This is a genomic window from Caldicellulosiruptoraceae bacterium PP1, assembly GCA_041320695.1.
Classification (GTDB): Bacteria; Bacillota; Thermoanaerobacteria; order Caldicellulosiruptorales; family Caldicellulosiruptoraceae; genus JBGGOQ01.
This window is the reverse complement of sequence record JBGGOQ010000001.1, coordinates 427,165-451,107: the sequence shown is the minus strand read 5'-3', so window position 1 is coordinate 451,107 and position 23,943 is coordinate 427,165. Positions and strand designations below refer to the sequence as shown.

The 23,943-nt window shown below is 27.6% G+C and carries 24 protein-coding genes; 20 read left to right on the top strand and 4 right to left on the bottom strand.

Translation table 11 applies throughout. The features are described from left to right. Positions 1-5 precede the first annotated feature (5 nt). The 7 genes from ACAG39_02310 (at position 6) to aroB (ending at position 6,810) form a co-directional block, all read left to right on the top strand. A complete protein-coding gene (locus ACAG39_02310; GenBank protein MEZ0536065.1) occupies positions 6-707 on the top strand; it encodes a YggS family pyridoxal phosphate-dependent enzyme in 702 nt (233 codons plus the stop codon). A gap of 5 nt (positions 708-712) precedes the next feature. After that, a complete protein-coding gene (locus tag ACAG39_02305) occupies positions 713-1,159 on the top strand; it encodes a cell division protein SepF (protein ID MEZ0536064.1) in 447 nt (148 codons plus the stop codon). A gap of 16 nt (positions 1,160-1,175) precedes the next feature. After that, complete coding sequence (locus tag ACAG39_02300) at positions 1,176-1,457, top strand: YggT family protein (GenBank protein ID MEZ0536063.1); 282 nt, start codon at positions 1,176-1,178, stop codon at positions 1,455-1,457. Between the two features lie 7 nt (positions 1,458-1,464). Then, the gene (locus ACAG39_02295) at positions 1,465-2,223 is read left to right on the top strand and encodes a YlmH/Sll1252 family protein (GenBank protein ID MEZ0536062.1); all 759 of its coding nucleotides are present in this window, start codon (positions 1,465-1,467) and stop codon (positions 2,221-2,223) included. A gap of 17 nt (positions 2,224-2,240) precedes the next feature. Next, positions 2,241-2,705: a DivIVA domain-containing protein gene (locus ACAG39_02290; protein ID MEZ0536061.1), complete on the top strand. Its 465-nt coding sequence runs from the start codon at positions 2,241-2,243 to the stop codon at positions 2,703-2,705. Between the two features lie 28 nt (positions 2,706-2,733). After that, the gene (gene ileS, locus ACAG39_02285; GenBank protein ID MEZ0536060.1) at positions 2,734-5,472 is read left to right on the top strand and encodes an isoleucine--tRNA ligase; all 2,739 of its coding nucleotides are present in this window, start codon (positions 2,734-2,736) and stop codon (positions 5,470-5,472) included. A 276-nt stretch (positions 5,473-5,748) separates the two neighbouring features. After that, positions 5,749-6,810: a 3-dehydroquinate synthase gene (gene aroB, locus ACAG39_02280; GenBank protein MEZ0536059.1), complete on the top strand. Its 1,062-nt coding sequence runs from the start codon at positions 5,749-5,751 to the stop codon at positions 6,808-6,810. A 40-nt stretch (positions 6,811-6,850) separates the two neighbouring features. On the opposite strand, the gene mtnA is transcribed toward aroB, so the two are convergent. Both mtnA and ACAG39_02270 read right to left on the bottom strand, forming a co-directional pair. After that, entirely contained in the window at positions 6,851-7,873 is a 1,023-nt protein-coding gene (gene mtnA, locus ACAG39_02275; GenBank protein MEZ0536058.1) for an S-methyl-5-thioribose-1-phosphate isomerase, read from the bottom strand. Positions 7,874-7,891: 18 nt separating this feature from the next. Continuing rightward, positions 7,892-8,665: an S-methyl-5'-thioadenosine phosphorylase gene (locus tag ACAG39_02270; protein ID MEZ0536057.1), complete on the bottom strand. Its 774-nt coding sequence runs from the start codon at positions 8,663-8,665 to the stop codon at positions 7,892-7,894. 96 nt (positions 8,666-8,761) lie between these two features. Between ACAG39_02270 and ACAG39_02265 the strand changes: the two genes are divergently transcribed. The 4 genes from ACAG39_02265 (at position 8,762) to ACAG39_02250 (ending at position 11,116) form a co-directional block, all read left to right on the top strand. Continuing rightward, the gene (locus ACAG39_02265; GenBank protein ID MEZ0536056.1) at positions 8,762-9,040 is read left to right on the top strand and encodes a DUF5665 domain-containing protein; all 279 of its coding nucleotides are present in this window, start codon (positions 8,762-8,764) and stop codon (positions 9,038-9,040) included. Between the two features lie 21 nt (positions 9,041-9,061). Next, entirely contained in the window at positions 9,062-9,703 is a 642-nt protein-coding gene (locus ACAG39_02260; protein MEZ0536055.1) for a TraR/DksA C4-type zinc finger protein, read from the top strand. Between the two features lie 64 nt (positions 9,704-9,767). Continuing rightward, positions 9,768-10,223: a signal peptidase II gene (gene lspA / locus ACAG39_02255; protein ID MEZ0536054.1), complete on the top strand. Its 456-nt coding sequence runs from the start codon at positions 9,768-9,770 to the stop codon at positions 10,221-10,223. Beyond that, positions 10,223-11,116, top strand: a complete 894-nt coding sequence (locus ACAG39_02250) for an RluA family pseudouridine synthase (GenBank protein MEZ0536053.1) — start codon at positions 10,223-10,225, stop codon at positions 11,114-11,116. The genes lspA and ACAG39_02250 overlap by 1 nt, the downstream gene beginning before the upstream one ends. Before the next feature lie 2 nt (positions 11,117-11,118). Here ACAG39_02250 and ACAG39_02245 read toward each other — a convergent pair whose 3' ends face one another. Next, positions 11,119-11,745: a glycerol-3-phosphate acyltransferase gene (locus ACAG39_02245; GenBank protein MEZ0536052.1), complete on the bottom strand. Its 627-nt coding sequence runs from the start codon at positions 11,743-11,745 to the stop codon at positions 11,119-11,121. After that, positions 11,742-12,848 (bottom strand): glycosyltransferase family 2 protein, encoded by a 1,107-nt coding sequence (locus ACAG39_02240; GenBank protein ID MEZ0536051.1) that lies wholly within the window; start codon positions 12,846-12,848, stop codon positions 11,742-11,744. Before ACAG39_02240 ends, ACAG39_02245 begins: the two co-directional genes overlap by 4 nt. Before the next feature lie 396 nt (positions 12,849-13,244). Between ACAG39_02240 and pyrR the strand changes: the two genes are divergently transcribed. Genes pyrR through ACAG39_02195 form a run of 9 tightly spaced genes read left to right on the top strand, consistent with a single transcriptional unit; the run spans position 13,245 to position 23,941 of the window. After that, a complete protein-coding gene (gene pyrR / locus ACAG39_02235) occupies positions 13,245-13,790 on the top strand; it encodes a bifunctional pyr operon transcriptional regulator/uracil phosphoribosyltransferase PyrR (protein MEZ0536050.1) in 546 nt (181 codons plus the stop codon). A 26-nt stretch (positions 13,791-13,816) separates the two neighbouring features. Continuing rightward, on the top strand, positions 13,817-15,184 hold the full coding sequence (gene uraA / locus ACAG39_02230) for a uracil permease (GenBank protein MEZ0536049.1): 1,368 nt from the start codon (positions 13,817-13,819) through the stop codon (positions 15,182-15,184). Between the two features lie 59 nt (positions 15,185-15,243). Continuing rightward, positions 15,244-16,158: an aspartate carbamoyltransferase catalytic subunit gene (locus ACAG39_02225; GenBank protein ID MEZ0536048.1), complete on the top strand. Its 915-nt coding sequence runs from the start codon at positions 15,244-15,246 to the stop codon at positions 16,156-16,158. A 1-nt stretch (position 16,159) separates the two neighbouring features. Continuing rightward, positions 16,160-17,467 (top strand): dihydroorotase, encoded by a 1,308-nt coding sequence (locus ACAG39_02220; GenBank protein MEZ0536047.1) that lies wholly within the window; start codon positions 16,160-16,162, stop codon positions 17,465-17,467. Next, positions 17,440-18,354 (top strand): orotidine-5'-phosphate decarboxylase, encoded by a 915-nt coding sequence (gene pyrF / locus ACAG39_02215; protein ID MEZ0536046.1) that lies wholly within the window; start codon positions 17,440-17,442, stop codon positions 18,352-18,354. The genes ACAG39_02220 and pyrF overlap by 28 nt, the downstream gene beginning before the upstream one ends. A gap of 17 nt (positions 18,355-18,371) precedes the next feature. After that, on the top strand, positions 18,372-21,605 hold the full coding sequence (gene carB / locus ACAG39_02210; GenBank protein ID MEZ0536045.1) for a carbamoyl-phosphate synthase large subunit: 3,234 nt from the start codon (positions 18,372-18,374) through the stop codon (positions 21,603-21,605). Beyond that, the gene (locus ACAG39_02205) at positions 21,580-22,353 is read left to right on the top strand and encodes a dihydroorotate dehydrogenase electron transfer subunit (GenBank protein ID MEZ0536044.1); all 774 of its coding nucleotides are present in this window, start codon (positions 21,580-21,582) and stop codon (positions 22,351-22,353) included. The genes carB and ACAG39_02205 overlap by 26 nt, the downstream gene beginning before the upstream one ends. Then, on the top strand, positions 22,337-23,239 hold the full coding sequence (locus tag ACAG39_02200) for a dihydroorotate dehydrogenase (GenBank protein MEZ0536043.1): 903 nt from the start codon (positions 22,337-22,339) through the stop codon (positions 23,237-23,239). Before ACAG39_02205 ends, ACAG39_02200 begins: the two co-directional genes overlap by 17 nt. 21 nt (positions 23,240-23,260) lie before the next feature. Then, positions 23,261-23,941, top strand: a complete 681-nt coding sequence (locus ACAG39_02195) for a histidine phosphatase family protein (GenBank protein MEZ0536042.1) — start codon at positions 23,261-23,263, stop codon at positions 23,939-23,941. The last annotated feature ends 2 nt before the right edge of the window (positions 23,942-23,943 follow it).

Genomic DNA, 23,943 nt, shown 5'->3' with positions numbered 1-23,943 from the left:
GTTTTATGGATACACATGATATAATTAAACATAATTTAAAGAATATTTTTGACAAAGTAACAATAGCGTGTCAAAAATCTAATAGAGATATAAGTGAAATAAAAATATTGGGAGCATCAAAAACTGTTAGTCCTGATATTATAAATATTGCACATAGTTATGGTATCAATATTTTTGGAGAAAACAGGGTACAGGAGTTTTTGGAAAAATACCAATATGTTAACAATGTTGAATGGCATTTTATAGGAAGACTACAAACAAATAAAATAAAATATATTTATGACAAAGTTAGTCTAATACATTCTATTGATAAAATTGATCAATTAATTGAACTTGAAAAAAGATGTGACATGGGAAAATGCAAATCTAATATTTTGCTAGAAATAAATATATCTGGCGAACAATCTAAAGGTGGAATATCACCAGATAAGATAGATATTTTTATTGATCAAATAATTAAATTGAAAAATATATTTTTAAAAGGTTTTATGACAATTCCTCCTTTTGAAGAGAACCCTGAAAACAATAGAATTTATTTTAAAAAAATGCATGAAATCTTTGAAAAATATAAAAATTTAAATTATAATAATGTTAATATAGAAATATTATCAATGGGAATGAGTGACGATTTTGATATTGCTATAGAAGAAGGCTCTAATTTAATTAGAATTGGAACAAAACTATTTGGAGAAAGGAAGAGGGAGTGAATTTTATGTTAGAGAATATTCAGAAAAAGGTTTTTGAATTAATGGGCATTGAAATTACTGATACTGAACAACCTTCTACTGAAAATGCAACTCCAAAACCAGAGACAAAAACAAAACAAGAGAAGTCAAAAGAGTCCAAAGTTGTTTCATTTTTAGGTCATAATGATACTGAAGTTACTGTTTATAATTTAAAATTTTTTGATGAGGTATCAAAAGTTAGTGAATCATTAAGGGAAAATAAAATAGTTCTATTCAATTTAGAACAAGTTGCAGATGATCAATGCCAAAGAATTATTGACTTTGTTAGTGGTTCAGTATATGTACTGGATGCTAAAATTCATAAGGTTAGTAAGAAAATTTTTGTTGCAGTTCCAAGAGGAATTGATCTAGAAGTTGATGAACAACTTCAAGATGAGATTAAATCAAAAGGATTTATGTCATGGTTAAAATAATTTAAGGGGAGTTTATATGGTTGCATTTATTTTAAAATTAGTTGATAAGTTATTTTCTTTTTTAGAATTCGCAATAGTTTTGGATGCATTGTTATCATGGTTTATACCTGATTCTTTTAATAAATATAGACGAATTACTAATACTATTGTTTCACCTATTTTAGAACCAGTTCGAAGATTAACAGAAAGATTTATCAGAATACCAATGATAGATATATCACCTATTATTGCTATATTTTTACTTGAATTATTAAGAACTGTAGTAATAAGGTTTTTAGCTGCAATATTTTATTGGTGAGGTATATATGAATATTCCAGATAATAACAAAGAAGAAATTTTTAAGGTAAAAAACATATTTGATTTGAAAGATAAGTATAATATTGTTTTTTCCGATTTTATTTCACCTTTTACAAGAAAATATACAGAAGTTGATTATATAAAAAAATATAAACCCAAATTTATAAGTTTTTTTGGTGGATATGAAGATGCTGAAAGAACAATAATAGGAGTTTCTGAATTTAATAGCATAGAAACTTTTGAGTTTCCAATTAGTACGATATTATTACAATGTGAGGATAAGATAAATCATCGGAGTATTCTTGGCAGCATTTTAGGTTTAGGAATTAATCGAGGCAAACTTGGAGATATTTTAGTTGATAATAATAAAGCCTTAGTATTTAGTCACAATGATATTGCTGAATATATAGCAAATAATTTGAAAAATATTGGTAAATCTCAAATTGATGATATCAAAATAATCAATGATAATTATTTAATTGATGATTTTTTGAAAAGAAACTACAAAATAATTAACATTATATTGAATTCATTAAGATTAGATGGTGTTTTATCACATGCTCTTAATATCTCTAGAAATGAAGCTGAAGAACTAATAAAAAGTCAATTAGTTGCTGTAAACTGGTTATATATTCAAAAGTCACATTATGAGGTTAAAGTGGGGGATATTATTTCTGTTAGAGGTTATGGCAGGCTTCAAATAACTGATGTATTAGGATATACCAAAAAGGGAAGAATTAGTATTGAAATAAAAAGATATATGTAAAAATGGAGGGCAATTTAATGTTAACTCCACAAGATATAGAAACCAAAGAATTTAAAAAAGCCATAATTGGTGGTTATAAAGCTGAAGAAGTTGATCAATTTTTAGATGAGATTATTAATGATTACGAGAAATTATATAAGGAAAATTTAGAACTTAAAGATAAAATTGCTTTATTGAATGAAAATATTCAAAATTATAAATCTATAGAAGAGACATTACAAAATACATTAATTGTTGCTCAAAATACTGCTGAAGAAATTAAAAAGGTAGCTTATCAGAAAGCTGACAATATTATAAAAGAAACTGAAATAAAGGCATCAAAGCTTATTGAAGAAGCTAATAGCAAGGTTTTACAAATTACCTATGAATATGGTGAACTGAAAAAAAGGTATCAAATATTTCTAAATAAATTTAGAAATTTATTGAATACAGAGTTATCAGCTTTGGATATGGTTGATAAAGAATTACAAAATGACCAATAAGTTATTTCTTAGGAGGCATGAACATAAGATGGACTATAGTAAAACACTAAATTTACCTAAAACAAACTTTCCAATGAAAGCTAATTTATCCCAAAGAGAACCTGAATTTTTAAATTATTGGTATTCAAATGATATTTACAACAAAGCATTGCAAAAAAATAAAGAAAATAAAAAATATATATTGCATGATGGTCCTCCATATGCTAATGGTGATATTCACCTTGGACATACATTAAATAAAGTTTTAAAAGATATTGTTATTAAATATAAAATGCTGTCAGGATATTATACTCCATATATTCCTGGCTGGGATACACATGGACTTCCTATTGAACAACAGGTTATTAAAAAATTAGGTGTTAATAGACATGAACTTAGTAAAGTTGAATTTAGGCAAAAATGTAGAGATTTTGCTTTATCGTATGTTGATACTCAAAGAGAACAATTTAAAAGATTAGGTGTTTTTGGAGACTGGGAAAACCCTTACTTAACTTTGGATAGTAAATTTGAGGCAAAACAAATTAAAGTTTTTGGTGATATGGCTAAAAAAGGATATATATATAAAGGGTTAAAACCTGTATATTGGTGTCCTTCATGTGAAACAGCATTAGCTGAAGCTGAGATAGAATATCAAGAAGATAAAGCATATTCTATTTATGTTAAATTTGAGGTTATTGATGACAAAGGACTATTATTCAATATTTCTAATGGTAAAAAAGTATTTATTGTTATATGGACAACAACAACTTGGACCCTTCCAGGTAATTTAGCAATAGCTCTTAATGCTGACTTTGATTATAGCCTTGTTGATGTTGGCAATGAAATATTGATAATTGCTTCTGAACTTATAGAAAGAGTTATGCAAACAAATAAAATAGATGAATATAAAGAAGTTGCAAGGTTTAAAGGCAAAGATTTAGAATTTGTAAAATGTAAACACCCATTTTTAGATAGAGAATCAATATGTATATTAGGTGAACATGTTACTTTAGAAGCTGGAACAGGTTGTGTTCATACTGCACCTGGACATGGTGAGGAAGACTTTGATGTTTGTAAAAAGTATAATATACCAGTTATTGTTCCTGTTGATAATAAAGGTTATTTAACAAATGAAGCTGGTCAATTTAGTGGTTTATATTATGAAGACTCTAATAAAGAGATTGCTAAGCAATTAGAACAATCAGGCAATCTTCTTGGAGTTGAAAAAATAGTGCACCAATATCCACATTGTTGGAGATGCAAAAATCCAATTATTTTTAGAGCAACTGAACAGTGGTTTGCTTCAGTAAAAGGTTTTAGGGATGAAGCTGTAAAAGCAATAGATGAAGTAGAGTGGGTCCCAGAATGGGGACAGGAAAGAATAAAAAATATGGTAGTTGATAGACAAGATTGGTGTATATCAAGACAGAGAGTATGGGGTGTTCCAATTCCGATTTTCTATTGTAAAGATTGTGGGAAGGAACTTATAAATGAAGAGACTATAGAATATATTTCAAAAATTTTTGAAAAAGAAGGATCTGATGCTTGGTTTTCAAAATCTGAGAAGGAACTATTACCAGAACGAATTAAGTGCAGCTGTGGTTCTAGTGAATTCATTAAAGAAACAGATATTATGGATGTGTGGTTTGATTCTGGTTCTTCTCATGCCTATGTTCTTGAAAGTAGAGAAGATTTAGAATGGCCATGTGATATGTATCTTGAAGGTAATGATCAATATAGAGGTTGGTTTCAATCTTCACTTTTAACAGCTGTTGCGACAAAAGGTAAAGCACCATATAAGACAGTTTTAACTCATGGTTTTGTTGTTGATGGTGAAGGTAAGAAGATGTCAAAGTCTGAAGGTAATGTAATATCACCTTTAGATGTTATTAACGAATATGGTGCCGATATATTGAGATTATGGTGCGTATCAGCAGATTATAAAGTTGATATGAGGATTTCCAAGGAAATTCTAAAACAATTAACAGAGGTTTACAGGAAAATTAGAAATACTATAAGATATCTATTAGGAAACTTATATGATTTTAATCCTAAAACTGATAAAGTTGCAAAAAGTGATCTATATGAATTAGATAAATGGATTTTACAAAGATATTATAAATTGATTAATAAGGTTATAAAAGCTTATGATGAATATGATTATAATCAAGTTTATCATTTAATCCACAATTTCTGTGTTGTAGATATGAGTAATTTATATCTTGATATTACAAAAGATAGAGCTTATGCATCATATTCAGAAAGTATAGAAAGAAGAAGTGCCCAGACAGCTATGTATGAGATTCTTACTGGTCTTATAAAACTTATTGCACCTATACTTTCATTTACTGCCGAGGAATCATGGCAATTTATCGAAAACAAAGAAGAAGAGGAGATATCTGTATTTTTATCAAAAATGCCAACAGTAGATTTTGATATTTTGAATGATAATGAATTAGAAAACAAGTTTGAAAAAATACTTGAATTAAGGGATATTATTGCAAAAAAATTAGAAATAGCCAGAGCAAGTAAAATTATTGGAAGTTCATTAGATGCAAAAGTAAATTTAAAAATATCAAAGGAATTATTCACATTTATCAATAATAATTATGATTTAATAAAAGAATTTATAATTGTATCTCAACTTGAATTAGAAGAATTTGATGGTGATGTGGAAATACAAGTTAGCAAGGCAGAGGGTGAAAAGTGTCCAAGATGTTGGAAATACTTTGATAGCAAAGACAATCAAGAGGTTTGTCAAAGATGCCATTCTGTTTTAAAAAATTAAAAAAAGCCGGATATCCCGGCTTTTTTTATAACATGAGATTGGAATCTAATTAATATTAGTAATAAATGATTAAATAGAGGTTTTTGAAAAGCTAATAATGTATAGGTATAATTAAGTAGCTAATATTATTATTTTAGTTCAATATGAAATGAAAAGTATAAAAATAGTGATATTGAATTTTACATTATAAAAAACAAATGATTAGAAACTAAAGATAAGAGATTATAACTTTTATAAAATTAATCAGAAAATTTATGGAAGGATGTTTTGCTATAAATGGAAATTATAAATATGTTAATAAATCAAGAAAACCAAAATGTAGATATAGTTTTTCTGAATAATTTTAATGAAATAGAAGATATTATTTTGAATATAAATTTTAGTAAATGTTTAGTTGTTGTTGATAGTAACGTGTATAATTTTTACAAAAATTTAAAGTTTAATTTTACTTATGATCAAATTATAATAGAAAGTTGTGAACAAAATAAAAGTATTGAAAAATATCTAGAAATAATTCAATTTATGATAGAAAAAGAATATGATAGATCCTCATTGATTATAGGAATTGGTGGAGGAGTAATTGGTGATTTAATCGGATTTGTAGCTTCTACATATAAAAGAGGTATAAAATTTATTAATATACCTACTACATTACTTGCAATGGTTGATAGTAGTATTGGAGGTAAAACTGCTGTAAATTTTAATTACTATAAAAATCAAATAGGAACTTTTTATCAGCCTGACAAGATATTAATATATACTCAATTCTTAAACTCATTATCTTATTCAGAGATTGTATCTGGTTTTGGAGAAATTATTAAATATGGCTATACATTAGATAAAGAAATTCTTAAGATTCTCGATAAAAATAAATTTGATATTAAATCAATCATTATGAATGAATCCTTAATTTATGAACTTATTAAGAGATCAATTATTTGTAAAAAGAGTATTGTTGAAATTGATGTTAATGAGAAAGGACAGAGAGAGGTTTTGAATTTTGGTCATACTTTAGGGCATGCATTTGAAAGTTATTATAAATATAAATATCCTCATGGTATTAATGTTTTATTTGGTATGATAATTGAATTATATATTTCTAAAATGGTATTTAATTTTAATCAAGAAAATATTGAGAGATTATTTGCTTTTTTGAATTATGCTAATATAAAATTTCCGAATGATTATGATGAAGAGCAAATAATTAAAATAATCATGAATGACAAAAAAGTTAAGTATGGGAAAATTCGCACTACTTTGTTAAAAGATTTAGGTGTATACGAAAATGGGGTTGAAATTGATAAGGATATAATATTAAAAGCTCTAAAAATGATATAAAAAGGAGGCTTACCAGAAAGTAATCTGGTAGCCTCCTAATTCATAATAATGACTTTATATTTATTTCATATGGTGGATAAATTATACCTTTTTCTGTTATAATTGCAGTAATATTTTCGGCTGGAGTAACATCAAAAGATGGATTAAAAATATCAGAATTATTAGGTACAATTTGCTTTCCATTAAAAAATCTTATTTCATCTTTTGGTCTTTCTTCAATTGGAATCTCTTGGCCAGATTTAATTTTTAAATCGAAGGTTGAAAGTGGTGCTGCAATGTAAAAAGGAATATTGTGATGCTTTGCCAAAACAGAAAGAGAGTAAGTTCCTATTTTATTTGCTGTATCTCCATTAGCAGCAATTCTATCAGCACCTACAATAACACAATCAATTTTACCTAGCTTCATCAAATAACCTGCCATGTTATCGCAAATTACAGTGTTAGGAATATTTTCTTCACACATTTCAAAAGCTGTTAATCTTGCACCTTGTAGATATGGCCTTGTTTCGTCTATATAAACATGTATATTTTTATGATTTAGATGAGCTTCACGAATTACACCTAATGCTGTTCCATATCCCCCAGTTGCTAAAGCACCAGCATTACAATGTGTAAGAATATTTGAATTAGGTTTTATTAGTGTATTACCATATTCACCCATTTTTTTATTTAATTCTTTGTCCTGATTGTCAATTGCTGTTGCTTCTTTTAATAGTATTTCATATATTTCTAAATAATCTTTATCAATATTTTCATCAAAAATTTTTTTCATTCTATTCAATGCCCAAAATAGATTAACTGCTGTAGGCCTGGATTTAGACAATTCATCTATAATATTATAAAGATATTTTTTATCCTTTTTATTTTCTATTATTTCTTTGAAACCCAATACAACTCCATAAGCAGCTACTATTCCAATTAATGGTGCTCCTCTAATAATCATATCTTTTATTGCAACATAGCAATCTTTATAAGTTTTACATTCTAAAAAGCTTTTTTCATAAGGTAAAAATCTTTGGTCCAAAACAGTAAGTGTTTGATCTTTCCATTCAAAGTGTTTCATATCATAACTCCTTTTTGATTATTCTTTACATTCGAACTCAATGTCAATTCTTTTTATCATTTCAAAAATTAGTTCTTTTACCTTTTGATTATTTTCATTAAATACTTTATATACCTCTTCTTCTGAAACTGGTTTTATATCATCTCTTCCTTCTAATCCAGCATCATAATCGGTAATTAATGAGATATTGACATAACAAATACCTAACTCCTTAGCCAAAAAACATTCAGGATATTGTGTCATATTTATAACATCCCATCCCATTTTTGAATACCATCTACTTTCAGCAGTTGTTGAAAATCTTGGCCCTTGTATTACAACAACTGTTCCTTTTTCATGAATATTGATTTTTAAATCCTTTGCTGAATTTATTGCAATTTGTCTTAAATATTCACAATAAGGCTTTGCTGCAGATACATGTTTTACCTCGGGGCCTTCAAAGAATGTATCTTGTCTTCCCCATGTTCTATCAACAAATTGATCACAAACAACAAAATCTCCAGGTTTAATTTCAGGTTTTAAACTTCCTGATGCAGTAGGTGCTATTATTTTTTTAACTCCTAACATATGCATTGCATAAATATTTGCTCTATAAGGAATAAGATGAGGTGGATATTGATGATTCTTACCATGGCGTGGTAAAAAAGCTACCACTTTATCTCCAATATCTACTAATGAAATCTTATCACTTGGCTTACCATAAGGAGTTTCAATCTCTATTTCAGTAACATTATCTGCGAAACTATAAAAACCAGATCCACCAAATACTCCAATATCAGCTTTATATTTCATAAAAAGACCTCCATTATCATATTTTAATTTAAGAAAATTATATAAATAAAATCTATTAAAATCAATAAAAATAAATATAAGAAGGTGAATATTAATTTGAGTAAGGATAAATTTGAAAAGAGCCTTGAAGAAATAATTCAAAGTTTTGAAAAAATGCATTTAGCAGATTATATAGAATATCTTAAAAATCCAAAAAGGATACTATGGGTAAATTTTATTAGTGGTGTTGCACGAGGATTTGGAACTGCTTTTGGTTTTTCAATATTAGGAGCTTTACTTATATATATATTAAATTCGATAGTTAAATATAATTTACCTATAATCGGAAAATATATTGCCCAGTTATTGAACATAATAAAATTTTATATAAAGTAATAATGAAGGGAGAAAATTAAAATGAATAGTAATGAAATATCATATTTCAAAGAACTGTTAGAATACGAAAAAAAGAAAGCTTCAAGTTTAATTGAAATGATGGAAAAAAATCAATCAGCAAAATATGATTCCTTTACAACAACAGAACTTTCTAATTATGATAATCACCCTGCAGATATTGCATCAGAGGTTTATGAAGTTGAAAAAAATACTGCATTAAGAAATGATACAATAAGAAGGCTGAATTTAATAGAAAATGCATTAAAAAAAATAGAACATGGCAATTTTGGTATTTGTGACTATTGTCAAAAAGAAATAGAAAAAGAAAGACTTGAGGTAATACCATATGCAAAGTTTTGTATAAAATGCGAAAATGAATATGAAAAGGATTCAAATAATAATGTAAAACAAAGACCTTCAGAAGAAAAGGCTATGGGTAAATCTTTCAATGATAAATTTACTTCCCAAAGTAGTGAGGAAGAATATACTGGTATTGATATGTGGAGTATAATGTCTACACATGCAACAAGTGATGGTCCTCAAGATAATACTGACTTTAATTCAATAAGTTATTATAAGAGCGTTAATGAAATTAATGATAAGGTTGAAGAAATTGATTCAATTTCAAACCAAGACCAAAAAAGATTTATTGAAGGCATATAAAGCCTTCTTTTTTTATTATTTTTATTTTATAATTTATTTAGTTAATAATTTGGTAGGTGTAGTTATGCAATATGTTATTATAATATTTTCTATAGTTTCAATTGATCAAATTGTTAAGTTCTTTATAGAAAAAAACATAAAATTATATGAAAGTATTCCAATAATAAGTAATATTCTTTACTTTACTCATGTTCATAACAAAGGAGCTGCATTTTCTATACTTTGGAATCAAAGGATTTTCTTTTTAATTTTATCCTCAATAACATTTGTAATTATGTTTTTTCTTATTTTTTTTACAAATATTGAAGTAAAGTACAAGTATTCTATATGTATAATTTTATCTGGTGCTTTAGGAAATTTCATTGATAGATTATTTAAAGGGTATGTAATTGATTTTATTGATTTTAGAATTTGGCCAATTTTTAATGTAGCTGATATTTTCATTTCAATTGGTTCAATTTTAATGATTATATTATTTATAACAGAAAGAAGGGATAAAGAATTAGTGAACAGAAAATAATTATGGTAAACCAATATGAAGGAAGAATTGATATTTATTTATCAGAAAAGTTAGAAAAGACAAGAAGCAATATACAAAAATTAATTGAGGATGGGAATATTAAAGTCAATGAAAAAACTATAATTAAGTCATCATTAAAAATTAAAGATGGCGATATAATTGAAGTATTAATTCCAGAACCCAAAAAACTTGATATTGTTGCACAAAATATTCCTTTTGATGTTATTTTTGAAGATGAACATTTGATTGTAATAAATAAACCAAAAGGAATGGTTGTTCATCCTGCTGCTGGTAATTATGAAAACACTCTTGTCAATGCTTTGTTATATAAATTTGAAGGTAAACTTTCAGATATCAATGGTGTAATAAGACCAGGAATTGTTCATCGAATTGATAAAGATACATCTGGTCTATTAATTGTTGCAAAAACAAATATTGCACATCTAAGATTATCTGAAGATTTAAAGGAACATAAAATAAAAAGAACATATTTTGCAATTACAGACGGTATAATAAAAGAGGATAGAGGAACAATAAATGCACCAATAGGAAGAAATCCAAAAAATAAATTAAAAATGGCTGTTGTACCTAATGGTAAAGAAGCTATTACTTTTTATGAAGTATTAGAAAGATTTCAAAACAATACCTTTGTAAAATTAAATTTAAAAACAGGGAGAACGCATCAAATTAGAGTTCACTTAAGTTATATTGGATACCCTATAGTTGGAGATACAGTATATGGCAAGAAAAACAACCAATTTAATATTGAAGGACAGATTTTACATGCAGGAGAAATTGAGTTTTATCACCCTATAACAAATGAATTAATGCAATTTCAATGTGAAATACCTAACTATTTTAATGAAGTTTTAAAAATTCTAAGAGATAAATAATGTTATCTTTTTGCAAGTTTCATTCTATACAATGTATACAAAGTATCCTTATTTTTATATATGAAAACTATTAGATTCAAAAACCATAAAACAGTTATATATTCAGCAAAGCTATTTGCCAATATGTAAATAAGTAATATTAAAAATCCAATAATTATCATAAGGGCATCCTCTTCAGGTGTGGTAGGATAGCCCTTTTTGTCTTTTATAATTTTTGCTCCCAAAAATAAAATTGCTAAAATAATAGCGTAAGCAAATGATATTTCAAAGTTTGAGACTGCACTCCAAACACCAAAAGTAACAGCAACAGATTTCCCACCATTAAATTTCAAAAAAGGTGAAAATGCATGACCTAATATTGGAGCTAAAGCAACTATAATTTTCATTTTATTATTTGGTAAATAATAATTATTATTAATAAATAAAATTAATGGGAAATATCCTTTTAGGAAATCTAATAATACTCCTAATATACCAATCTTAAATCCAGCTGCATATATTAAATTAAAAGCTCCTGGATTACCATCTCGAATACTTCGTAAATCTATATTTTTAATTTGTCCAAACCAAAAAGAAAACATCAATGAACCACAAAAAAACTCTAACACCAAAATATATATTGTTTTCAAGAGTTTTTTCCTCCTACTTTAATTTCTCTTCCTTTCCAGTAAACATGACCTAAAAATGTTGTTTGATAAAATGAGTATAAAATCATTATAATAAAGAAAATTGATGATAAAAAATAAGCAAGTAAATTTATGAAACCAAAATAACCAGTATATTTTGAAAAATAGATTATCTGTAAGAAATACAATAGATATATAAAGATAAAAGTATTTAAAAGAGGTGATTTTGTGATAAATAGTATAGGAGTAATAAAACCAGATAAAATATAGCCCAAAAGCCATAAAAATATTAACATAACTGATTGTTTTTTTAAAGTAGATGTGCTTAATGCAGCACTTTTACTTAAGCCTTGGAGAGCACTTTTTATGCCATTTGGATACATTCTAAATGAAACATAATTTACACCAATAAAGTTTTCTATTCTAACACCGGCTTGAGAAAATTTCTTTCCTAAACTTAAATCATCAATTACTTCAGCACAAATACTTCTATGACCATTAATTTTAAGATAGTCTTCTCTTGTTGTAACAATACAAGAACCATAAAGACCTTTGTCATGTCTTTTTCTTTCTTTAGGGGCAGTAAAAGCAAAAATACCTAAAATGTTTACCAAAAGTAGTAATCTTTCATAAAATTTTTGTGTAAAATGAAAAGGTACTACAGAAATAACCCCATCAATTTTGTTTCGAGTTTTTATCAGCGTTTCAATTGCATCATTACTTAATCTAACATCAGCATCAAGGAATATAAGAATATCACCAGACGAATTCAAAAATCCATTCCATAAAGCCCAGTTTTTACCTGTCCAACCTAAAGGTAAATCAGGATTATTTATAACTTTTATATTGTAACTTTTAGCAACTGAATATGTATTATCTTCAGAAAAGTCATTAACAACTATAATTTCATGTGGTTTTATAGTTTGATTTTGCAATGAATTAAGTAAGTTTGGTATATTTTTCTCTTCATTTCGAGCAGGAATAATAACAGAGATTTTATCATTTTCATTAATTTTAATATTTTGGTCATTTTCTAAAATCTTTTTATTAAATAATTTGAAACCAATTAACCATTGAAGAATAAAAATTAATAATATATATTTCATTTTTTCCTCCAAATATAAAATAAAATATTCTTTTATATATTTTACCATAAACTCGCATTATATTATATATTTTATATTATTATAAATAATATTAACCTTATATTAAATATTTATGATAATATCAGAATATAAGAACAGAATAAAAATAATTAATATAGATTAGTATTATTGATGATTTACAAAGTTTTAATGCATTTGAAAAAATTTATGTAACTATATGGACATTGCTATAATAACGTGCTATAATATCTAAAAATAATAAATAGCTTATTTACCTTTAAGCTAGCCCTGTGAGGCGGCAAGGTGAAAGAGAAGTGTAATTTTAGGTTATTAGCTTCTTGCCTGTTCTCACATGGTAAGAAGCTTTTTTTATGTAAAAATTAGGAGGTGAATATCTTGGTAATTAAAGAAATAATGGATTCTCAACAAATGGAAAGAGCACTTATGAGAATTTCGCATGAAATTATTGAAAAAAATAAAGGAATTGATAATCTTTGCATTGTTGGAATCCAAAGAAGAGGGGTAACATTAGCTAAAAGTATTAATAATAATATTGAAAAAATTGAAGGTAAAAATCTTCCTTTTGGTATACTTGATATTACATTTTATAGAGATGATTTATCATTCCTTCATGAACATCCAACAGTAAATTCAACAAAGATTGATTTTGAGGTAAATGATAAAAAAATAATTTTGGTAGACGATGTACTTTTTACAGGTAGAACAGTTAGAGCAGCAATTGAGGCAATAATGGATATGGGTAGACCCAAAATGATTCAGCTAGCGGTATTAATTGATAGGGGACATAGGGAATTACCAATAAGAGCAGATTTTATTGGGAAAAATGTTCCAACATCAAGAAATGAAATAGTTCATGTTTTAGTTGACGAATTTGATAAAAGGAATTGCGTTATTATTGAGCAATTAGATAAAGAAATATAAATTTTTTATGGAAGGGGATTTTTATTATGGCTAAAAGAACAATTCAAGTTGAAGAAAAATTACCCATACTACAAACATTACCACTTAGCTTACAACATTTATTTGCAATGGTAGGTGCAACAATCTTAGTTCCTATCTTAGTTGGATTAAATCCAACAGTAGCATTATTTACAGGTGGTGTTGGAACACTATTATACATTCTTATTACGAAGAAAAAGCTTCCTGCATATCTTGGCTCATCATTTGCATTTATTAATCCCATAATAACCATTTCAGCCTCATTAGGTGGAAGAGAATATGCCTTATCAGGATGTATTGCTTCTGGTGTAGTTTATTTAATTGTTGCTTTATTAGTATATAAGTTTGGAACAAATTGGATAGATAAAGCTTTACCTCCTGTTGTTGTTGGTCCAGTTGTTATGATAATTGGTTTATCACTAGCAAGAGTTGCAGCAGTCAAATCAGCTGGATTATTTAGTGAAGTTGTAAAAGATGGACAAATACTTGAGCTTGCAGTAAATGTTATAAAAAGTCCAGTTTGTTGGGTATCATTATTTACATTGTTTGTTGCTGTAATAGGCTCGGTTTATTTTAAAGGATTTTTCAATGTTATTCCAGTTCTTATTGGTTTAATCAGCGGATATATCTTTTCATATATATTAGATTTAATTGGGTTAAATACACATCTTTTAGATAGCTTCTATCCCAACGGAAAATATACCCCATTTATAAATTATGATGTGATAAAGAATGCAAATTGGATAGGACTACCAGGATTTGTTTTTCCAAAATTTACATGGACTGCAATATTATCAATAGCACCAATTGCTATTGTCACAATAACAGAGCATATTGGTCATTTACTAGTTACAAATAATGTTGTAGGTAGAGATTTTACTAAAGATCCTGGATTACATAGATCACTTACAGGTGATGGTGTAGCTACTATTGTTGCAGGGTTTTTAGGTGGACCTCCTACAACAACTTATGGTGAAAATATCGGTGTAATGGCAATATCAAAAGTATATAGTGTATGGGTAATAGGTTGGGCAGCTATAATTGCTATTTCATTATCATTTGTTCAGAAGCTTGGTGCATTAATACAAGTTATTCCTTCACCTGTTATAGGTGGTATTAGTATACTACTTTTTGGTGTTATAGCTTCATCAGGTTTAAGAATGCTTATTGAACATAAAGTTGATCTTTCAGAAACAAGAAATCTTGTAATAACTTCGGTAATATTGATTATTGGTGTAGGTGGAACAAGGCTTCAAATATTCAATATAGAATTTGAAGGAATGGCATTAGCAACATTTATAGGAATAATATTAAACTTTTTATTACCAGAGAAAAAAGCTGCACAATCTAATATTAAAGAACAATATGCAAATTAAAGGTAGGGGCCACCCTACCTTTTTTATAAAATTATGTTTTTGAAATTAGGAGGTGTTATATTTTGAAAAAAGATCTTTTGGGATTGAAAGATTTATCAATTGAAGAAATAGAAAAAATATTAGATCTTGCAAAGAACATGAAATTAATAATTACCAAAGAAAATAAAAAAACACCCCACCTTCAGGGATATTCCATTGTTACATTGTTTTATGAAAACAGTACAAGAACAAGGGTCTCTTTTGAACTTGCTGGTAAATTTATGAGTGCTAATATAACTTCTATAAATGTCCAAGCAAGTTCTGTTAAAAAAGGCGAGTCTTTACTTGATACCATAAGAACTCTAGAAGCATTAAAAACAGATATTTTGATAATAAGACATTCTTCTTCAGGTGCACCTCATTTTGCTGCTAAAAATGCAAATTTTTCAGTCATAAATGCTGGTGATGGGATGAATGAGCACCCCACTCAGGCTTTATTAGATATGTTTACTATTCGCGAAAAATTAGGTAAATTAACAAGTTTAAAAGTTGCTATTATTGGTGACATATTTCATAGTAGAGTTGCAAGAAGTAACATATGGGGGCTTTTAAAATTTAACAATGAAATAACAGTTTATGGTCCAAAAACTTTAATACCGCCTGAAATAGATAGATATGTTAAAATATCTGATTCTTTAGATGATGTTGTTAGTGAAAAAGATGTAATTATTGATTTAAGAATTCAGTTAGAAAGACAAAAAAATGCACTTTTCCCTTCAACAAATGAATATTATAGCTATTTTGGTTTAAATAATGGACTTTTAGATAAAATTTCACCTGAAACTTTAATTCTTCATCCAGGACCTGTTAATCGTGGAATAGAGATATCTTCAGATGTTATGAGTATAAATAACTGTTTAATAGAAGATCAAGTTACAAATGGTATTGCGGTTAGAATGGCAGTTTTATATTTATACTCAAGAAAGGGTGAGTAAATTGTTACTTATAAAAAATGTTAATTATTTTGATTATTATTCAAAGCAATTCAAAAATGCTGATGTTTTAATTGATAAAGAAATTATTGTTAAGATTGATGAAAACATAAATGAAAATAATGTTAATGATATTATTGATGCTAAAGGAATGTATGCAGTTCCACCTTTTGTTGATTGTCATTGTCATTTAAGAGATCCTGGATATGAATATAAAGAAGATATAATGTCGGGGGCGATAAGTGCTATTAATGGTGGTTTTGGAACAATATGTTGTATGCCAAATACTAATCCTGTTATTGATAACCAAGCTGTTGTAGCATATATTAACTATAAATCACAAAGAGTTTTGCCGTTAAAAGTCTATCCAATTGGTGCAATTACAAAAGGATTAGAGGGTCAAGAGCTTGCTGAAATAGGTTTTATGAAAGAGGAAGGAATTGTTGGATTATCTGATGACGGAAAGTGTGTTTTAAATAGCTCGGTTATGCGAAATGCTTTATTATATGCTAAAAATTTTGATTTACCTGTTCTTTGCCATTGCGAAGATACAAATCTATCTGAGGGTGGACAAATAAACTATGGAATTATGTCTACCTTTTTGGGGTTTAAAGGAATTCCACGTGAAGCAGAAACAATTATGGTTGCTCGTGACATTATATTAGCAAAAGAAACAAAAGCTAAAGTTCATATTACTCATGTTTCAACAAAAGAATCAGTAGAATTAATTAGAAAGGCAAAAGAAGACGGAATAGACATTACAGCTGATACATGCCCACATTATATATCATTAACCGAACAAGAGGTACAAAACTTTAATACATTAGCTAAAATAAATCCACCATTAAGAACAGAAGATGATATAAAAGCTTTACAACAAGCATGTTTAGATGGGACAATAGATATAATTTCAACCGATCATGCACCACATCATATTGATGAAAAAAATCTTGAATTTGATAAAGCAGCATTTGGAACAATAGGTTTTGATACTGCATTTTCTGTATTAAATACTTATCTAATTAAAGATGACATTAGTAAATTAATAAGAATAATTGATATGTTAACATATAATCCCTCTAAATTAATTCAAAAAGAAATACCAATAATAGAAGTTAATAATAAAGCAAACTTATTACTTTTGAATTTAAAATATGAATTTGAAGTTAACAATAAATTTATTATGTCAAAAGCAAAAAATAATGTATTTTTAGGTAAAAAGTTAAAAGGCGTTGTTGATACAGTAATTTTAAATGGTAAAGTTATGAAAAGGGGTGGAGAAGTATGCAGCAACATTTTTCAGACAAGGTAATTGCAAAGATAAAATTGAAGCAAAGTTTTGTAATTGTAGGGATAGACCTTAGTCTAAATAAACTTCCAAAAAGCTTTATAAATAAATACAATATAGAAAAATCCACTAAAGATATAATTACAACAATATTAGTTGATTACGCAAAAAAAATTATTGATGCAACATGTGAGTATTCTATTGGAATAAAGATACAATCAGCATATTTTGAACAGTATTATATTTATGGCATAAAAGCAATTAAAGAGATTTCTGATTATGCAAAATCTAAAGATTTAATTGTTATTTTTGATGGTAAAAGAAATGATATTTCTTCTACTGCTGAAGCATATGCAAATAGTTATATTGGTAGTGTTGATATTTTTGGTGTTCAGCAAAGTTTTTATGAATTTGATGCAATGACAGTAAATCCATATTTAGGTTCTGATTCTATAATTCCATTTATAAATGAATGTCAAAAAAATAATAAAGGGTTATTTATATTAGTTAAAACATCAAATCCAAGTTCTGCAGAATTACAAAATCTTATTATTGATGGAAAACATATTTATGAGATAATTGCTTCAAAAGTAAATGATTGGGGAAAGAATTTAATAGGATATAATGGATATTCTGATATTGGTGCTGTTGTAGGTGCTTTAGATGAAAATGCAGCAAAGAATATAAGGGAAATATTACCAAAACATATATTTTTAGTTCCTGGAATAGGTGCTCAAGGTGGAGATATTAAAGCACTTAAATATTTTATAGATTCTAATAACAATGGAATTATTGTTAACTCATCCAGAGATATAATATATGCTTATATGAAAGAGGATACTGAAGATTTTGAAAAAAGTGCTAATAAGGCATGCAAAGACTTAAGAGATAGAATTAACTCAATTTTATAAGAATGAGGTGAGATTATTTGCCATTAAGAAAAGATATAAAAAACGTCTTAGTTATAGGTTCAGGCCCTATTATTATTGGTCAAGCTGCGGAATTTGATTATTCAGGAAGCCAAGCATGTAAATCAATAAAAGAAGAAGGAATAAGAACTATCTTAATTAATAGTAATCCAGCCACAATAATGACAGACAAGTCAATGGCTGATGCAGTGTACATTGAACCTATTGAAAGTAGCATAATTGAGAAAATAATAATAAAAGAAAACATTGATGCAATTCTTCCTACATTAGGTGGGCAGACTGGTCTTAATATGGCTATGGAGCTATACAATAAGGGAATATTAAAAAAACATAATGTTAAATTGATAGGTACTAATATAGAAGCAATTGAAATGGCTGAGGACAGATTAAAGTTTAAAGAAACTATGGAAAAAATAAATCAACCAATTATACCAAGTAAAACTGTTAATTCAGTAGAAGAAGGTATTGAATTTGTTAAAGAAATAGGATTTCCAATTATTATAAGGCCTGCATATACATTAGGTGGAACAGGCGGAGGAATAGCCGATGATATGGATCAGTTTATTCAAATATCAGAAAGAGGTCTTTCATATAGTCCAGTATCTCAAATATTAGTTGAAAAAAGTATTAAAGGTTGGAAAGAAATTGAATATGAAGTTATGCGTGATTCAAATGATTGTGTAATAACTGTTTGTAATATGGAAAATATTGACCCAGTAGGTATTCATACAGGAGATAGCATTGTTGTAGCCCCTTCACAAACATTATCTGATAAAGAATATCAAATGCTTAGAAGCTCAGCACTTAAAATAATATCCACTTTAAAGATAGAAGGTGGATGTAATGTTCAATTTGCATTAAATCCAGAAAGCTTTGAGTATGCTGTTATTGAGGTAAATCCAAGAGTTAGTCGTTCATCTGCACTTGCTTCCAAAGCAACTGGTTATCCAATAGCAAAGGTTGCTGCAAAAATTGCATTAGGTTATACATTAGATGAGATTGAGAATTCAATTACAAAAAAAACCTTTGCAAGCTTTGAACCTACTATTGATTATATTGTTACAAAAATACCACGATGGCCTTTTGATAAATTTAAAGATGCTAACAGAGTACTTGGTACTCAAATGAAAGCAACAGGAGAGGTTATGTCAATTGGACGTAATTTTGAAGAAAGCCTACTTAAAGGTATTCGTTCATTAGATATTGGAACTGATTATTTATATTTAAAAGATTTTGAGAATATTGATAATGAAGAATTATTAAATATTATAAAAGAAGCAGACGATAGAAGAATTTTTGCTGTTGCAGAAGCAATTAGACGTGGAATTACTTTATATAATATTTATGAAATATCAAAGATAGATTATTTCTTCTTAAGTAAAATACAAAATATAATATCAATTGAAAATGAAATAAAATCATATAAAGATAAGAAACTTCCTATTGAACTAATTAAAAAAGCAAAAAAATATGGTTTTAGTGATAAGACAATTTCTTTTCTTTCTGGTTTATCAGAAGATGAGATAGCATATTTAAGAAATAACAATGTATTGCCATCATATAAAATGGTTGATACATGTGCAGGGGAATTTAGTGCGACAACCCCATACTATTATTCAACATATGATACCCATAGTGATACTGATACTTCATGTATAAGTGATAAAAATGTAATAGTGCTTGGTTCTGGACCAATAAGAATAGGACAAGGTATAGAATTTGATTATACTTCGGTTCACTGTTCATATTCTTTGCGAAAATTAGGATATAAATCAATAATAATAAATAATAATCCTGAAACTGTTAGTACTGATTTTGATACATCAGATATGCTATTTTTTGAACCACTAACTTGTGAAGATGTATTAAATGTAATGAATACAGTTAAAGCAAAAGGGGTAATTGTTCAATTTGGAGGTCAAACAGCTATTAAATTATCACAAAGCTTATCTAAAAAAGGAATAAAGATATTTGGTACTTCAGCAGATGGAATAGATATTGCAGAAGATAGAGAAAGATTTGATAAAATATTAAATAAACTAAACATTAAAAGACCAGAAGGATATACTTGCTACACTATAGAAGAAGCCATAAAAATAGCAAATAAATTAAACTATCCTGTTTTGGTAAGACCTTCTTATGTTCTTGGTGGGCAAGGTATGAAAATAGCTTATGAAGATAAAGATATATTAGATATGTTAGAATATGTTAAGGATTTGAATGAACATCCTATATTAATTGATAAATATATAATAGGGAAGGAAATTGAAGTTGATGCTATATCTGATGGTGAGGATATTTTAATTCCTGGTATTATGGAACATATTGAAAGAGCGGGAGTTCATTCTGGTGATAGCATATCGTTGTTTCCTGCAAAAAATATATCAAAAAATATAAAAAATAAAATTGTTGAATATACAAGTCTTATTGCAAGAGAAATTAAATGTAAAGGACTAATTAATATTCAATTCATTGTTCAAAATGAAAACCTTTATATAATTGAAGTAAATCCACGTGGAAGTAGAACTATACCATTTATAAGTAAAGTTACTGCAGTGCCTATGGTTGAGATAGCAACAAAAGTAAGTATGGGTTATAAACTTAAAGATATAACAAATACACTTGGTTTATTAAAAGAACCAAACTTTTATGCTTTTAAAGTTCCTGTATTTTCATTTGAAAAATTGCCAGATGTTGAGATTTCATTAGGGCCAGAGATGAAATCTACTGGTGAAGTAATGGGTATATCAAATAATTATTATATTGCACTTTATAAAGGTTTGTTAGCAAGCGGAATGAAAATTCCACTCGAAGGTTCTGTTTTAATTTCAGTATCAGATGCTGATAAAAATGAGGTTATACCTATAGCAGAGGAGTTAGAAAAATTAGGATTTAAGATTTATGCAACTGCAAATACTGCTAAACATTTGAATTCATATAATGTTGCCTCAAATTATATTAAAAAAATATCCGAAGGATCAAATGATATAGTTGACTTTATAAAAAGTAAAAAAATAAATTTGGTTATTAATACTCCTACAAAAGGTAGAATTATTCAAAGAGATGGCTTTATTATCAGAAGAACGGCAGTTGAAAATAGGGTGCCTTGTCTTACATCTATTGATACTGCAAAGGCTACTATTGAAATAATTAAATTCTTAAAGAAAAAACATGATATTGATATTATTGATATAGGTGGTATTGAAAATGAAAGTTTTAGATATAGTAATTGAAGAGAATATAAAAATAGCTGAAGATATTTATTTATTATCATTTAAAAATAAATACATTGCAGAAAATTATAAACCGGGTAATTTTGTAAATATAAAAATTCAAGATAATTCTATATATCCATTATTGAGACGTCCATTTAGTATATCATATATACAAGATGATGTGGTGTATATTGGCTATCAAGTGATAGGTGTTGGTACAGAGCTTTTAGCAAAAAAGAAAAAAGGATATATATTAAATATCATTGGCCCATTAGGTAATAATTTTGAAATACCTCAAAATATAAAATCTGTTTCACTTATTGGTGGAGGAATGGGGATATGGCCATTATATGGACTTGCAAGACAACTAAGTCAAAATAAAGTTATGTTTGATGTTTATTTAGGCTTTAGAAATAAAGAAAAAAGTTTTTTTATTGAGAAGTTCAAAGATATTGCGGAAAATATATATATTTCGTCAGATGATGGTAGCATAGGTTTTAAAGGCAACATAATTGAATTATTTACAAGCAATAAGAAAAACTATGAAATTATTTATTCATGTGGACCAAAGGTAATGCTTAGAACATTAAAAGATTTGAATCTTAATAATCAAATTTATGTATCTTTAGAGGAAAAAATGGCTTGTGGAATTGGTGCATGCCTTGGATGCAGCATTAAAGGAGAAAATGATAATATTTTTCATGTTTGTTCAGATGGTCCTGTATTCAATATAATGGAGGTTAATTTAAATGAATCTAAAAGTTAATCTTGCTGGCGTTGAACTAAAAAATCCTATAATTGCTGCATCGGGAACATTTGGTTTTGGAAAAGAGTTTTCTAAGTTAATTGATATTAACCAGTTTGGAGCAATATCTACGAAAGGATTAACACTAAAGCCACATAAGGGGAATCCCTCCCCAAGAATTGCAGAGGTTTATGGAGGTATAATAAACTCTATTGGACTTGAAAACCCTGGAATTGAACACTTTATTGAAAACGAGCTTCCATTTTTAAAACAACATGATATTAAAATAATAGCAAATATAAATGGATTTACAAAAGAAGAATTTTATGAGATAACAAAATTAATTGATGATAGTGTTGACTTGATAGAGGTAAATATTTCCTGTCCTAATGTGAAAAATGGAGGTATGAGTTTTGGGACTGATCCAAATATGGTTTATGATATAATAAAATTAGTTAAAAAAGCTGCAAAAGTACCTGTAATAGCAAAATTATCACCTAATGTTACATCAATAGTTGATATAGCAAAATCAGCTCAGAGTGCTGGTGCTGATGCAATTTCATTAATTAACACATTAAGAGCTATGGCAATTGATATCAAAACTCGCAAGCCACATATTAAACAAATTATCGGAGGATTATCTGGCCCATGTGTTAAACCAATTGCAATTCGTATGATTTATGAATGTTTTAACAATATTAATATACCAATAATTGGCATGGGTGGAATTATGAATTATAAGGATGCTATTGAGTTCTTTTTAGCTGGTTCAACTTGTATCTCTCTAGGTACAGTGAATTTCATAAATCCAAATGCTATTTTAGAAATAAAAAATGGTATAATTAAATATTTAAGTGATAATAATTTTACTTCTATTTATGAATTGCGAGGAAATATCATTATATAAAGGGGAGAATAAATAAAATTCATGATTACAGAAATCTTTATAATTAGACATGCTGAAGCTGAAGGGAATTATATAAGAAAATTTCATGGTATTACAGATTCTAACCTTACTCAAAAAGGCTATCTTCAAGCACAAAGGCTAGCTCAGAGATTAAAGAATATTCATTTTGATGTAATTTATTCAAGTCCACTTAAAAGAGCTTATTTTACTGCATATGAAATTGCTAAAGATAGGGGTATAAATATTATTAAAAGGAATGATTTAATTGAAATAAATGGAGGCGATTGGGAAGGAATTGAGTGGGATAAACTTCCTGAACTTTGGCCGGAAGAATACTATTGTTGGGAAAATAAGCCTCATGAACATTGTATGCCAAATGGTGAAAGTATGTATGAGTTATACCAAAGAGCAGTTAATGCTTTAAATGAAATAACAAAAAGTAATGCAGGCAAACGTATATGTATAGTAACACATGGAACATTAATAAGATCCTTACTAGTGTACTTAAAAGACTTACCCTTTAATAAACTAAATGATATATATTGGCAAGATAATACTTCAATTAATATAGTAACCTATAATGGTGGAAAATACATCTTATCATTAGAAGGGGATAGCTCACACTTAGGTAAAGATTTAAGTACCTTTGAAACGCAAGATTGGTGGAAGGATTTTTTAAGTAAAAGAGAAATAAATGATTGATT

Bases quoted from the DNA above. Each gene is read 5' to 3' on its own strand.
- ACAG39_02310 (MEZ0536065.1), top strand. From the start codon at position 6: ATGGATACACATGATATAATTAAACATAATTTAAAGAATATTTTTGAC.
- ACAG39_02305 (MEZ0536064.1), top strand. From the start codon at position 713: ATGTTAGAGAATATTCAGAAAAAGGTTTTTGAATTAATGGGCATTGAA.
- ACAG39_02300 (MEZ0536063.1), top strand. From the start codon at position 1,176: ATGGTTGCATTTATTTTAAAATTAGTTGATAAGTTATTTTCTTTTTTA.
- ACAG39_02295 (MEZ0536062.1), top strand. From the start codon at position 1,465: ATGAATATTCCAGATAATAACAAAGAAGAAATTTTTAAGGTAAAAAAC.
- ACAG39_02290 (MEZ0536061.1), top strand. From the start codon at position 2,241: ATGTTAACTCCACAAGATATAGAAACCAAAGAATTTAAAAAAGCCATA.
- ileS (MEZ0536060.1), top strand. From the start codon at position 2,734: ATGGACTATAGTAAAACACTAAATTTACCTAAAACAAACTTTCCAATG.
- aroB (MEZ0536059.1), top strand. From the start codon at position 5,749: ATGGAAATTATAAATATGTTAATAAATCAAGAAAACCAAAATGTAGAT.
- mtnA (MEZ0536058.1), bottom strand. From the start codon at position 7,873: ATGAAACACTTTGAATGGAAAGATCAAACACTTACTGTTTTGGACCAA.
- ACAG39_02270 (MEZ0536057.1), bottom strand. From the start codon at position 8,665: ATGAAATATAAAGCTGATATTGGAGTATTTGGTGGATCTGGTTTTTAT.
- ACAG39_02260 (MEZ0536055.1), top strand. From the start codon at position 9,062: ATGAATAGTAATGAAATATCATATTTCAAAGAACTGTTAGAATACGAA.
- lspA (MEZ0536054.1), top strand. From the start codon at position 9,768: ATGCAATATGTTATTATAATATTTTCTATAGTTTCAATTGATCAAATT.
- ACAG39_02240 (MEZ0536051.1), bottom strand. From the start codon at position 12,848: ATGAAATATATATTATTAATTTTTATTCTTCAATGGTTAATTGGTTTC.
- uraA (MEZ0536049.1), top strand. From the start codon at position 13,817: ATGGCTAAAAGAACAATTCAAGTTGAAGAAAAATTACCCATACTACAA.
- pyrF (MEZ0536046.1), top strand. From the start codon at position 17,440: ATGCAGCAACATTTTTCAGACAAGGTAATTGCAAAGATAAAATTGAAG.
- ACAG39_02205 (MEZ0536044.1), top strand. From the start codon at position 21,580: ATGAAAGTTTTAGATATAGTAATTGAAGAGAATATAAAAATAGCTGAA.
- ACAG39_02200 (MEZ0536043.1), top strand. From the start codon at position 22,337: ATGAATCTAAAAGTTAATCTTGCTGGCGTTGAACTAAAAAATCCTATA.
- ACAG39_02195 (MEZ0536042.1), top strand. From the start codon at position 23,261: ATGATTACAGAAATCTTTATAATTAGACATGCTGAAGCTGAAGGGAAT.